8 protein-coding genes and 2 pseudogenes are annotated in these 13,579 nt (G+C 40.9%); 3 read left to right on the top strand and 7 right to left on the bottom strand.

What is annotated here, in order from left to right:
• Positions 1 to 206: 206 nt before the first annotated feature.
• From LBYS_RS11030 to LBYS_RS11020, 4 genes and pseudogenes are all read right to left on the bottom strand, one after another.
• Complete coding sequence (locus LBYS_RS11030; protein ID WP_083794575.1) at positions 207 to 536, bottom strand: zincin-like metallopeptidase domain-containing protein; 330 nt, start codon at positions 534 to 536, stop codon at positions 207 to 209.
• A 13-nt stretch (positions 537 to 549) separates the two neighbouring features.
• Positions 550 to 747, bottom strand: a pseudogene (locus tag LBYS_RS18790) (ATP-binding protein); the annotation flags it as partial.
• Positions 748 to 1,279: 532 nt separating this feature from the next.
• Positions 1,280 to 1,807 carry a hypothetical protein gene (locus LBYS_RS11025; protein WP_013408947.1) on the bottom strand — a complete coding sequence of 176 codons (528 nt, stop codon included), beginning with the start codon at positions 1,805 to 1,807 and terminating at the stop codon, positions 1,280 to 1,282.
• A gap of 177 nt (positions 1,808 to 1,984) precedes the next feature.
• Positions 1,985 to 2,503: pseudogene (locus LBYS_RS11020) on the bottom strand (magnesium chelatase subunit ChlI family protein); the annotation flags it as partial.
• Positions 2,504 to 2,717: 214 nt separating this feature from the next.
• Between LBYS_RS11020 and LBYS_RS11015 the strand changes: the two are divergent.
• On the top strand, positions 2,718 to 3,236 hold the full coding sequence (locus LBYS_RS11015) for a hypothetical protein (protein ID WP_041823630.1): 519 nt from the start codon (positions 2,718 to 2,720) through the stop codon (positions 3,234 to 3,236).
• 258 nt (positions 3,237 to 3,494) lie between these two features.
• On the opposite strand, the gene LBYS_RS11010 is transcribed toward LBYS_RS11015, so the two are convergent.
• The 3 genes from LBYS_RS11010 to LBYS_RS11000 all read right to left on the bottom strand — a co-directional run bounded on the left by LBYS_RS11010 (position 3,495) and on the right by LBYS_RS11000 (position 9,395).
• Positions 3,495 to 5,033 carry a YifB family Mg chelatase-like AAA ATPase gene (locus LBYS_RS11010; protein WP_013408946.1) on the bottom strand — a complete coding sequence of 513 codons (1,539 nt, stop codon included), beginning with the start codon at positions 5,031 to 5,033 and terminating at the stop codon, positions 3,495 to 3,497.
• A 93-nt stretch (positions 5,034 to 5,126) separates the two neighbouring features.
• Positions 5,127 to 7,682 (bottom strand): adenosylcobalamin-dependent ribonucleoside-diphosphate reductase, encoded by a 2,556-nt coding sequence (locus LBYS_RS11005; RefSeq protein WP_013408945.1) that lies wholly within the window; start codon positions 7,680 to 7,682, stop codon positions 5,127 to 5,129.
• A 240-nt stretch (positions 7,683 to 7,922) separates the two neighbouring features.
• On the bottom strand, positions 7,923 to 9,395 hold the full coding sequence (locus LBYS_RS11000; RefSeq protein WP_013408944.1) for a M20/M25/M40 family metallo-hydrolase: 1,473 nt from the start codon (positions 9,393 to 9,395) through the stop codon (positions 7,923 to 7,925).
• Between the two features lie 101 nt (positions 9,396 to 9,496).
• Between LBYS_RS11000 and LBYS_RS10995 the strand changes: the two genes are divergently transcribed.
• Together LBYS_RS10995 and LBYS_RS10990 are read left to right on the top strand one after the other, a co-directional pair.
• The gene (locus LBYS_RS10995) at positions 9,497 to 11,563 is read left to right on the top strand and encodes a S9 family peptidase (RefSeq protein WP_013408943.1); all 2,067 of its coding nucleotides are present in this window, start codon (positions 9,497 to 9,499) and stop codon (positions 11,561 to 11,563) included.
• Positions 11,564 to 11,712: 149 nt separating this feature from the next.
• Entirely contained in the window at positions 11,713 to 13,428 is a 1,716-nt protein-coding gene (locus LBYS_RS10990; protein ID WP_013408942.1) for an OmpA family protein, read from the top strand.
• Positions 13,429 to 13,579: the final 151 nt, after the last annotated feature.

The raw sequence follows: 13,579 nt of genomic DNA, 5'->3' as shown, positions 1-13,579 counted from the left end.
TTTGTATTTTGTATTGTTATATAGGAAAAATTGGTAATTATAAATAATAATGAGTAAGATATGCAACACAATCTTGTATTATAAACATACAGGAAGAAAACAATACCAATAAGAATGCTTCCGCAAAGCATTACATTTTTAATATCGCCGAAGCTCTTCATGATTCATTATTAGGTTCTTACTGCAATATTAAGAAAAAGAGGCCATCACAGGGCCTCTTTTAAAACGTAATTCGTCGCCAGCTCTGCCTGCTTAGCAGCTTGGTAGAAGAAGTACGGATTTTTACCTAAGGCTTCAAGCCAATTGGTGACGTAGGATGCGGAGTTCTGCAGGGTAGAATCGGTAGCTTGCCCAAAGTGCTGTAAGAGGTAGGATGCGGCTGTATCTGCAACGAGTTCTTCGAAGGCGTATTCATTCTTTTTGGCGAATTTCACCAAGCGATCAAGACGGCTAGCGTGTCCGGTTGAGTGGATGATTTCGTGTGCGAGAGTGTAATAATACTCTATAGGAGTGGTAAAATAATTAATTTTCACCATGTGGATACGCTTTAACCACTCTTTCTCGTATTTCTTCAGAAGTTTCGCTCTTGCGGGAACTGGAGTTCTGGTCAAAGCTCACCGGTGTAACTTCTACATGTAAGTCAATCCTATCCAGTAAGGGTCCTGAAACCTTGTTCAGGTATTTCTGAACGGTGCCGGGTGCGCAACTGCATTCTTTGTCGGGATGGTTATAATACCCGCATGGACATTGTTGTGTTGCTTTTTTTGCGATACGAAAAAACAGTGCCTAAACCGCATGTATACTGGTACCCTGCGCAACCCAAGACGATTGGTGAGCATATTCGTAAACGAAGAATGGATTTGCGGTTGCTACAATCTGATAGTGCCCGAATATTTAATACTTGTGTTGACTCAATTACTGGCTGGGAAAATGGCAGAAGTCTGCCTCATATTCATTTTTATCCTCGGATAATAGATTAATTCCTCCGGAATATCCCTTTTGAGGTCTCAGAGAGAGACCTAAGGGGTAGAATCAAAGCCTTTCTGCTGACACATGGATTAAATCAAAAGAAAATGGGAAAATTACTTTCTGTTGATGCTTCAACTATTTGTTCGTGGGAGACTGGACAGACAACTCCGAATAAAATAATGACCAAAAGAATATGAAAAGGTCAGATAATAAGGCTATGTGAAGCTTGGATTCTCTAATATTAAACTGTCTTGTTTCGGGGGAAGGGTCAGTGGGACGTCAAAACTTTGAGTCAACTTCTCCAGCTTTATTACAATAAAGCACCGCCAGCATCATCATCACCTGTTCTTAATTCTATTTTAGCATCGTGATTTCCAAAAAGAGTAATGCCTATCACATCTTTAATATCTTGTGAAAGATATTTTTTTGGTAATCTATTTAGCAAACCATCAGTAGCCTCATTTTTTACTTTGAAACTATATTGGTTATTATGTTCTAAACTATTAATAAACACTACACCTTTTAAGAATAGTACTTCATATTTTCCAGATGCCATATTTATCTCATTCCAAACAGATTCTTCTAAATATATATTTAATTCGTGAGGTCTGAATTGATCACCATTCAAAGATATTTGTATTCTTTTCTGATCATCAAAAATATCCTTTTTGATATTTAAAAAACTAGATTCAGAATAAAACCCATGTTCTTTAAGAGCCAAAGATGGGCCATCTTTAAAAGAAATATAACCCTTTTCCTTTTCTAGGTTTTTGCATGCAAAGAAAAAAAGAAATATAACTAATGTACAACAGGTTAATTTTAAAGTAGTTAATTTCATATATATTTAAAGGTTTATGTTTAGTTTATTGTGATAAACATATTAATTAAAATCTATAAACCAAATTATTGGGTTGTTTTTTGTATCTTTTATACTTTTGAAACGTAATCTGAAGGGGTAGCTTACACTGCAGCAAATTATAAATATCAGAGCGGCCTGTCAATTATTCATTTTTTCTCACCCCGCCCAATTCTCTCTATCCAAACTCCGGTACTGTATGGCTTCTGCCAAATGCTCAATTCGGATCTCTTCAGATTCTGCCAGGTCAGCTATGGTTCGGGAGACTTTAAGGATGCGGTCATAGACACGAGCGGAAAGACCTATCTTTTCCATGGCTCTTTTTAATTGCAATTTTCCCGGTTCGCCAATTTGACAAATTTCCTTCACCATCTCTGGTGGCATAAGGGCATTACAATGTATCCCCGGATGATCTTGATATCTTATTTCCTGGATCTTTCGAGCTTTAACCACTCTTTCTCGTATTTCTTCAGAAGTTTCGCTCTTGCGGGAACTGGAGATCTGGTCAAAGCTCACCGGTGTAACTTCTACATGTAAGTCAATCCTATCCAGCAAGGGTCCTGAAACCTTGTTCAGGTATTTCTGAACGGTGCCGGGTGCGCAACTGCATTCTTTGTCGGGATGGTTATAATACCCGCATGGACATTGTTGCGTTGCCATTTTTGCGATACGAGAAAACAGTGGATAAACCACATCCATACCTATTGGTATCCGGAGTATCCGATTTCCCGCAACAAACTATCGATGCTCCTTATTATTAATGTTTAAAGATTAATCAATGAGTAAAATTTACGACATAATAAATTTTATGGTAGAAACTTGACATAAATTTTGCTTTATAAAATCTGAAAAACTAAATTTTTAATCATGTTTAACTAAATAGTTACAAAAAATGAGAGTAATAACTTTATCATTAGTGACAGTTTTCTTCTGTTTATTTGTTTCTGGATGCAAGTCTTCAGAGGTTGCGGAGATTGATAATTCTAATTCAATTTCTCTTATGGCACCGAGTGGTGATTATATCGCAAAATCACATGAAGATTTAGTTAAAAGGATAGCTGATATTTATAAAGACCCGTCTTCAAAAATAAAATTAGTGCAAATTGATTATTTGAACCTTTCAGAGGGATTTGCAGCTACAGTTTCCTTTGAACATAGTGAACATGGCAAAAGTAAAGTAGTTCTTATGCCTGCAAATAAAGTTCAAGATGCAGAGGAGATGAATTCTGAAAAACTTCGGGTCTCAGTGGAAGAGGAGCCTCCGGTAACGGTGTATTGTTCGTGTGGAAATAATACATTCCCATCTTCTCAATGCGAAGTTACTGTAACGGTTAATACAAATGGTAGTGTATCTACTACTTGCAAAGTTACCGGTTGTTCATGGGGGTGTGTTGCCCATGTAGAGATGTAGGGTCTAATAATTGATGATAAGGTCTTTATTGGCTTCAGGGACACACCTGGGTAAAGGACATAGTAACCAACTTTGTACGTAAAGGAAAACCGACCAAAGATGAAAAGAAGCAGCACAAGCAGATGTGCTCTCTACTGAGCAAAGAGCGGGCTACGCGCCTGGAAGGTAGCTTTGGATCAGAAAAGCAACACTATGCTCTAGGAAGAATTAAGCCCGAACCAAGAAAACTAAAATCGTCTAGATATATAGAACATTTCGTTATCCCGCCCAATTCTCTCTATCCAAACTCCGGTACTGTATGGCTTCTGCCAAATGCTCAATTCGGATCTCTTCAGATTCTGCCAGGTCAGCTATGGTTCGGGATACTTTCAGGATGCGGTCATAGGCACGAGCGGAAAGACCTATTTTTTCCATGGCTCTTTTTAATAGCAATTTTCCCGGTTCGCCAATTTGACAAATTTCCTTCACCATCTCTGGTGGCATAAGGGCATTACAATGTATCCCCGGATGATCTTGAAATCTTATTTCCTGGATCTTACGAGCTTTAACCACTCTTTCTCGTATTTCTTCAGAAGTTTCGCTCTTGCGGGAACTGGAGATCTGGTCAAAGCTCACCGGTGTAACTTCTACATGTAAGTCAATCCTATCCAGTAAGGGTCCTGAAACCTTGTTCAGGTATTTCTGAACGGTGCCGGGTGCGCAACTGCATTCTTTGTCGGGATGGTTATAATACCCGCATGGACACGGGTTCATACTGGCGATCAGCATAAAGCTGGCCGGAAACTCTACGGCTAGGCGGGTACGAGAAATAGTGACCTTCCGCTCTTCCAGGGGTTGACGCATCACTTCTAATACGGTCCTCTTGAATTCTGGAAGTTCATCTAAGAACAGCACCCCGTTATGGGCTAAAGAAATCTCCCCTGGTTGCGGAAAACTACCGCCACCTACTAATGCCGCATCTGAAATGGTATGGTGGGGCTGGCGAAAAGGTCGCTTGGAAATCAAGGTAGATCGCTTATCTAATTTCCCTGCCACACTGTGAATCTTCGTGGTTTCCAGTGCTTCAGAGAGGGTGAGGGGAGGGAGAATACTAGGTAGTCTCTTGGCTAACATGGTCTTACCTGCACCGGGAGGACCTATCATGATGGCATTGTGTCCCCCTGCAGCGGCTATTTCCAAAGCTCTTTTGATGTTCTCCTGCCCTTGAACATGGGAAAAATCAGCTTCGTAATCGTTTACCGTATGGTAGAAGATTTCCCGAGTATCCGTTACTAAAGGTTCAATGTCCTTGTTGCCAGTTAGAAATTCAACTGCCTCTTCTAAAGTGTCCACTCCTATGATGTCTAATTGGTTGACAATTGACGCTTCTAAGGCATTCTCCTTGGGTAATATAAATCCTTTCAGCTTCTGAGCCCGGGCTTCGATAGCTATAGGTAATACCCCTTTTATGGGACGTAGTTTGCCGTCCAAAGCCAATTCTCCAAGGATGACATAATCGGAGAGATTTCGGGTGTATTCTTGTGAGGAGGCAAGTAGACAGAGGGCTATGGGTAGGTCATAAGCCGTTCCTTCCTTCCGGAGATCAGCTGGAGCCAGGTTGATGACCGTTTTATATCGGGATTGTTCAAAGCCTCCGTTCTTTAAGGCTGCATCAATGCGCTGAAGGCTTTCTCGGACGGCATTGTCCGGTAAGCCAACTACATTCAGTCCAAAACCTCCCTTAAGTATACTAACTTCTACAGTAATGAGTGTGGCATTAACGCCAAATACGGCGGCGCCAAAAGTGGTGGATAACATGGTCTACAAGGTTAATGCACAAATATAGACTTCATCAAAAAGGAAGGCAAGAATCTGAAAAAAAGAGTCGGTGGGCAGAGACCCACCGAAGCATTATCCACATTTAGAGCTGCCGCAGTCTTTGCAGGTTAAGCAGCCTTCTTGATACATTAGATTAGTAGAATTACAGTTTTGGCACTTCTGTCCTTTTACTTCTGTCTCATCAGGAATGAATTTTTTCAGCGCTCGAACAACCCCGTTTTTCCAAGTGTTGATGGACTCGTTATCTAGCTGCAAGGAATTGATCAAGTCAATCACCTTCTCAGTAGGCATACCGTGACGAAGTACCCCGGATATCAATTTTGCATAGTTCCAGTAAACCGGATCAAACTTATGAGATAGACCTTCAATAGTGGTCTTATAACCTCTTTGGTTAGTAAACCTAAAGTCGTAACGAGAATTTCCTTCCTCATCTCTGTTCTTGATGATATATCCTTCGTTTACCCATCTTGGAAGTAGGATGCCGTCCTCGTCATCTGCCAATCCGGTGAAGATCTCATAAGGTTTTTCATTGATCTTACCTATGAAAGCAATCCATTTCTCTTTTTTGTTTTGGAACCTTACTACATCAGCTTCCAGAACTTGTGGTCTCTTCAGAGGGAAGGCTTGTGGTGCTTCTTCCTCTTCTTTTTTAGGTTCTGATTTTCCAATAAGTACACCGGAACGAGAACCGTCACGATACACGGTTACTCCTTTACAGCCGGCCTCCCACGCAGTGATATAAAGTTCGTTCACCAACTCTTCCGTAGCCTCGTTAGGAATGTTGATGGTTACGGAGATAGAGTGGTCCACCCATTTTTGGATTTCTCCCTGCATTTTTACCTTGCTCACCCAGTCTACGTCATTAGAAGTGGCTTTGTAATAAGGAGACTGAGCTATAAGCTCATCTATTTCTGCATCGGAAAGATTTTTTGAAGTATCTATGCCCTGAGCTTCCATCCAAGTCTTGAACTTATGGTGGAATACCACATATTCCTCCCAGGAGTCGCCCACTTCATCCACAAAGTCAACTCTCACGTTTTTATCGTTCGGATTAACCTTTCTTCTGCGTTTATAGACCGGCATAAATACGGGTTCGATGCCGGAAGTAGTTTGAGTCAGAATGGATGTACTTCCAGTAGGTGCTATGGTCAATAGAGCAATATTTCTCCTACCGTATTCCTGCAGGTCATTATAAAGGGCAGGGTCAACAGACTTAATGCGGAGTAGGAAAGGATTATTTTTCTCTCTTTGTGCATCAAAAATACTAAAGGCACCCCTCTCTTTGGCCATTTCACATGAAGCTCTGTATGCCGCTAGGGTGAGCGTTTGATGAACCTTAATGGAGAATGCTATTCCTTCTTCTCTGCCGTAACGTATACCTAAAGCGGCCAACATATCTCCTTCGGCAGTTATACCTACACCTGTACGTCTTCCTTCTCTGGCTTTGGTACGGATTTCTAGCCAAAGATTCTTTTCTATTCTCTTGATCTCTTCGTCTTCAGGATCCTCGTCAATCTTTTGTAAGATGGCATCAATCTTCTCTAATTCCAGGTCGATGATATCATCCATCATTCTTTGCGCAGCCCCTACATGTTGTTTGAATAAATCAAAATCAAAATAAGCATCCTTTTTGAAAGGATTTACTACGTAGGAGTAGAGATTGATAGCTAAAAGCCTACAGGAATCATATGGACAAAGAGGGATCTCTCCACATGGGTTAGTGGAAACCGTTTCGTATCCTAGATCAGCATAACAGTCAGGTAGAGACTCTCTACGGATGGTGTCCCAGAAGAGTATACCGGGTTCAGCAGATTTCCACGCATTGTGTACTATTTTTTGCCAAATCTTTTCTGCATCTATCTCCTTAGTCATTCTAGGATTGGGACTGAAGATGGGGAATTTTTGTGTATATGCAGACTTATTCTTCACGGCCTTCATGAAGTCGTCGTCGATACGAACGGATACATTGGCACCGGTGATCTTTCCGGCTTCTAATTTGGCATCTATAAAATCTTCTGCATCCGGATGGTTGATGGAAACGGATAGCATTAAGGCACCTCTTCTCCCATCTTGAGCCACTTCACGAGTGGAATTAGAATATCTCTCCATAAATGGCACTAGACCTGTCGAGGTTAGAGCGCTATTTTTAACGGGAGAACCTTTTGGGCGGATATGAGAAAGATCATGTCCCACGCCTCCTCTTCTTTTCATCAATTGTACCTGCTCCTGATCTATCTTCATGATGCCTCCGTAGGAGTCACCCGTTCCATTGGGATGACCTATCACGAAACAGTTGGATAAAGACGCAATCTGAAACGGATTTCCTATACCGGTCATAGGACTTCCTTGAGGTACTATGTACTTGAAATCACGGATCAGATCCAGGATTTCTTCGTACTTCATAGGGGAAGGATACTTGGATTCTACTCTTGCTATTTCAGAAGCTATTCGGTGATGCATATCTTCCGGCGACTTCTCATAGATATTCCCTTCGGAATCCTTCAAGGCATATTTGGTTACCCAAACTTTTGCCGCAAGGTCATCACCTTTAAAGTATTCAAGAGCTGCTTGTGTAGCTTCTTCTGTGGTATATTTCTGTCTTTGAGTTTCTTCTATTATCCTTCCCATATATATGCAGTAATTGTTGTGTGAAAACTACAAAAAAATCAACTTATTTGAAATAGGATAGGTAAAAAAGTTCGCAAGAAATATTTATAGTACACTGATAATAAATGATTTAAAATTTTTGCTATGGTAAAAAGTTGACAAATTTGTTAAATTGTTGATTGTCTGAATTTTATGGTTTTCGTTCCAAAAGAGCATAAAAAAAGCGCAGTTTTGCTGCGCTTTTTCCTTAGATTCAGGAGATTATTCTTCCCATTTCCAGTCTTTGCCTATTATTAATTCGGTCTTCAAATTATGTTTGATCAAGAACTCTTTGGTTTCATTGCTGCTTCTGAATTGAGTAGGCAATGTTTCTTCATTGGCCAATGCATATAACATCATGGCGGTGTAACGCACATTGTTGTTGATATGGTTTTTGTCGATTAGATCAAAACGGTCACAGTTGGCATGGTAACAACCGTACGCTTTGATAGGGAAAGATCCGGAAGGAGAACTGATAGGAACCCCGCTGATCATGAAGGGCTGATGGTCAGAATGTAAACCTACACCGTTGCTAACGGCATTTCCGTAAGAAGGATCCACTTGTTGAATGATCTTTCCTATTTCTTCCATTTTAGTCTTAAGAGCATCGTTTCCGCCGGCACTGAATCCGCGAACGTTATTGGTCATGTCCATGTTCATCATCAGTTTCACGTTTTTGATTTTTTTGCTCTTTTCCAGTTCTTTAACCATGTGGCGTGAGCCTAAAAGCCCTTGCTCTTCACCCATAAAGAGTACGAATTCTATAGGTCTTTTGGTTTGAAGATTCAACTGCTTGAATACTCTGGCTATATCCATGATAGAGAAGGAACCTACACCATTATCCATAGCTCCTTGAGCTAGATCCCAAGAATCAAGGTGTCCACCTACGATGATCTTTTCGTTTTTATGCTTTTTAGATGTTCCAGGTAGAGTAGCTATCACGTTTCTCGCTTTGATAGGGCGCGAGAAGTTCATCATATCTATTACCGCCAGGATATTCTTTTCATCTTTGATCCATTTTCTTATGCTTTTCCCAGATTCTACAGACACGCAGACTGCCGGTATAGGAATCAATTCCCCGGTTACAGAAGCAGTCCCGGTCAGTAGCACTCCACCTTCTACAGCATTGGCTATGATAACTCCTTTTGCACCATATTTAATGGCTAAAGCAGTCTTTTCTGAACGGTGAAGATTCTTTTTGCCTTTATTTTTCTCGTCCTGGATATTGATATTGAACAGGGCTACTTTGTCTTTGACCTCATCCTTTACTTTTTCGAAATCATCTTCAAGCCCATCACCTACATCTACTATCTTTCCTGTGATGTGGGAAGAAACAGGGGAATGAGCAAGAGCTACTACTTCATAATCTACGAAGTTATCACTGTTTTCCGGAACCAAGGTTAAGCTCACGGTATCTCTGGCCCAGGCTTCTACATTGAATTCTTGGAATTTTACGTCGTATCCGTAGCTTTTCAGAAGATTAAACGCAAATTCTTCTGCTTTTTTACCGTTAGGACTACCGGTTAGTCGGTGACCGATAGTTGAAGTAGCTTCACCTAAGGTTTCGTAGGCTTTACCTCTCTGAAGTACATCCTGATTGATTCGTTCAAAGACCGCTTGAAGCCCATTTTCAGGAGGTGTAAATGCGAATGCGCCTAGCAGTAAAAAAAATACAGGGAGTATACGTCTCTTCATAGATTAAAAATGATTAATACCTTTGCAAGATAAGTATTTTGTTGCATGCGCAATGAAATTTGTAGCTCAAACGAGAATTTTTAAATTTTAAATCGAACAATATGGCGTCAAGCATTACGGGTCAAGGCATTGCAGCTCCGGTAGCGAAGAAGGTTCCCTTCCCTATAGAGACACATGGACATACCAGGGTAGATGAGTATTACTGGCTGAATCAGAGGGAGGATGAAGAGGTTTTGTCGTATCTCAGGGCGGAGAACGAATATTTGGAGCAGGTCATGTCCCCTTTGAAAGAATTGAGGGAGGAGTTGTTTGAAGAGATGAAGGGCCGTATCAAGGAAGATGACGAATCAGTTCCCTATAAAGAAGGTTCGTATATGTACTTTACGAAGTTTGTGAAAGGGGGAGAATATCCGGTCTATTGCAGGAAAAAAGTGGGTACAGAAGTAGAGGAGATTCTATTGGATGGAAATGCCTTGGCGGAGGGCCATTCGTATTTTCATGTGGGTGGAATGGAGATCTCTGATGATGAACAGTTATTGCTTTTTGCTGTAGATACAGTAGGTAGAAGAAATTATACAGCCAAAGTTAAAAATCTAGTTACTGGTGAGATTTTATCCGATGAGATTCCCGAAACAGAGGGTGGGAATTATGCCTGGGCTGCTGATAGTAAGACCTTTTATTATGTAAAAAAGGATCAACAGACCCTGTTAGGCAATAGAGTATACAGGCACCAACTAGGAAATCAGGAGGATGAATTAGTATACGAAGAGAAGGATAATCAGTACTATATGGGCATATTTAGGATGAAGTCCAAAAAATACATAGCCATAGGTTCTGAGCATATCGGAGTAGCTTCTGAGTTTCAGTTATTAAGAGCGGATGATCCTCAGGCAAAACCGGTGACTTTTCTTCCTAGGGGCAATCGTCACGAGTATAGTATTGAGCACTTCGAGGATAAATTCTATATCAGAACTAATCTAAACGGAGCAGAGAACTTTGCCTTAATGCAGGTCAAGGAGGAGAAGCATGCAGATATAGCAGCTTGGGAAATGGTAATTCCTTCGAGAGAAGAGGTGTTCTTTGAGGGTTTGGAACTCTTTAAGGAATTTATGGTGGTGCAGGAAAGGAAAGAAGGCTTGATCCAAATGAGGATTATTCATCATCGTACAGGGGAGGAACATTATGTAGATTTCGGAGAGCCGGCATATACTGCTTTTATAAGTATTAATCCTGAGTTTGATACCACGGTACTGCGGTATGGGTATACCTCAATGACTACGCCTAGGTCAACGTATGATTATCATATGGATACTAGGGAAAAGGTCTTATTGAAGGAACAGGAAGTGCTAGGGGGCTTTGATAAGGAAGACTATGTGTCTGAGCGCATTTTCGTTACTGCTAGAGATGGTGCAAAGGTTCCGGTATCCATAGTTTATAAGAAGGATACTCCTTTGAATGGCACTTCTCCTCTGTTACAATATGCCTATGGCTCTTATGGTGCTACCATGGATGCCAGTTTTAGCCCTTCACGTTTAAGTCTATTGAATAGAGGTTTTGTTTATGCCATTGCCCATATCAGAGGAGGATTAGAGATGGGTAGGCAGTGGTATGAGCAGGGTAGGATGATGCAGAAAAAGAATACTTTCTATGACTTTATAGATTGTTCCAAAGCCCTGGTAGCTTTAGGATATGCCGCTAAAGATAAGGTGTTTGCTATGGGTGGAAGCGCCGGTGGTTTGCTGATGGGTGCAGTAATGAACCTGGCTCCTGAGGTATACAAAGGAGTGGTGGCAGCCGTACCGTTTGTAGATGTGGTGACTACCATGTTAGATGAATCCATTCCTTTAACAACGGGTGAGTTTGAAGAGTGGGGAAATCCAAAGAATGAAGACTCATACTGGTATATGTTATCCTATTCTCCCTATGATAATGTAGAAGAAAAGGCCTATCCAAATACTTTGGTGACCACGGGCTTGCATGATTCCCAAGTGCAATATTGGGAACCAGCGAAATGGGTAGCTAAGTTAAGGGACAAGAAGACAGATGATAATCTGCTTCTTCTTTTTACGGATATGAGTGCCGGTCATGGTGGGGCATCAGGTAGGTTTGAGGCCTTAAAAACCTTAGCCTTAGAATATGCCTTTGTGGTGGATTTGGCCAAAAAATAAAATATAATTTTGTGGAATAATTGGACAAATTATTTTATAAAAAAGTATTTTTGTTCTACTTTTGCACAAAGCTTATTATTGGGAAAAGAGGAAAAGTCGATATTTTAAATTAATTTTAATTCACAATATTTATATTACTTACTAACAAAATGAACAAGTTAAGAGTTATTATTCTAGCTTTCTTTGCATTCGGTACACTTACCGCAAATGCACAGGACTCTTGTCAGGTATGTAAGCCATATCCTTGGGAGATTGGAGTTACAGCTGGCGTGAATCAATACTTCGGTGATATGCACTGCAGCAAACCATATGCTTCACAAAACAGCTTTATGGGCGGTGTGTTTGCTAGAAGACACTTGAATGACTTCTTTTCTTTAAGACCTCAAATTCTTGTGGGTCGTTTGGCCGGACGAGATTTAGATAGCCCAATTGATCAATGGGATTATAGAAGACTTCGTTTTAAATCCTCCCCTTTCGTAGAAGCAGCATTACTTGGTGAATATTATCCGTTCCGCGAACGTAGATTCACTTGTGACGGTTTCTTGAAAAATGGATTATCACCATATATTTTTGCCGGAGTAGGTGTTACTTACTCAAATCCAACCATCACTCAGGAGGCGGGCGCTACTTTTCCTGTAAATCCAGCACTTTTAGCCCAAGACCGTGAGAAAATGGACAAATTCGGCAACCGTTTGGGAGTGGTATTTCCAGTGGGTGTGGGTGTGAAATACAACGTTTCAAATCGTTGGACCTTAGGTTTAGAAGCAGGATACAGATTCTCTACTTCTGACTACTTAGACGGACTTTCACTTGCTGGTAACCCGGACAGAAAGGACGGTTATTTCTTAGGTAATGTTTTAGCTTCTTACCGTTTCGGAGACAAAGACTCTGATGGTGACGGTGTAGTAGACAAATGTGATATGTGTCCGGATGAAATCGGTCTTCCTAAATTCCAAGGATGTCCTGATAGAGACGGAGACGGTGTGATTGACAAATTTGACCTTTGTCCGGATGTAGCAGGTTCACATGGCCTTCAAGGTTGTCCTGATACGGATGGTGACGGTGTAGCAGATAAAGATGATCTTTGTATAGATGTAAAAGGTCTTGCTTCTCTACAAGGATGTCCTGATAGAGATGGCGATGGCGTAGCAGACAAAGACGATGCTTGTCCTGATCAAGCAGGTACAGCAAACGGATGTCCTGACTCTGATGGTGACGGAATAGCAGATAAAGATGACGCTTGTCCTTATTCAGCAGGTACTGCAGAATTAAACGGATGTCCTGATTCAGATGGTGACGGTGTAGTTGATAATATCGACAACTGTTTGAACAAAGTGGGATCTGCTGCGGCTGCAGGATGTCCTGATGCTGATGGAGACGGAGTTCCGGATGTAGCAGATAAATGTCCTAACCTTGCAGGTTTAGTGGATAATGCTGGATGTCCTGAAGATTATAAAGATGGCGTTCCTTTATTGAAAGGATTTAAATCTGCTAGCGGATGTGCTATCACCAAAGATGAATTAGACATTCTTAGCTATGCAGCTCAAAGCATCGAGTTCCACCCTGGAACTAGCAGAATCAAGGCAGCTTCTAACGCACAATTGCAAAAGATCTGTGATGTGATCAAAAGATGTAAAGATGCAAAATTGACTATCCGTACGTATAACGATGGTCCTGCAGACGCGAAAAACATGAAATTAGCGACTGCCAGATCTGCAGCAGTTTATAACTTCTTATTGAGCAAAAAATGTATTGATAAGAGCAGATTAGCTTACGAAGGCGCAGCTGATGAAGATCCAACAAATGCATATGTTAATGCAGCAGGTATCAAATCAGGTTCTAGAACCGAGTTCATTTTGAAGTAATATAAAATTTACAGCGCTGAAAAGGGAAGTAACGAATGTTGCTTCCTTTTTTTTATGTAAGGGTGCTTGGAATATACGCTAAACGCTTATATTTGTCCACCCTTACTTTATAGAATAGTCATGAATTTTAAATACCAAGCTTTTGGTGTAC

The sequence above is a fragment of the Leadbetterella byssophila DSM 17132 genome, assembly GCF_000166395.1.
Taxonomy (GTDB): domain Bacteria; phylum Bacteroidota; class Bacteroidia; order Cytophagales; family Spirosomataceae; genus Leadbetterella; species Leadbetterella byssophila.
This window is presented reverse-complemented; position numbering and strand designations above follow the sequence as displayed.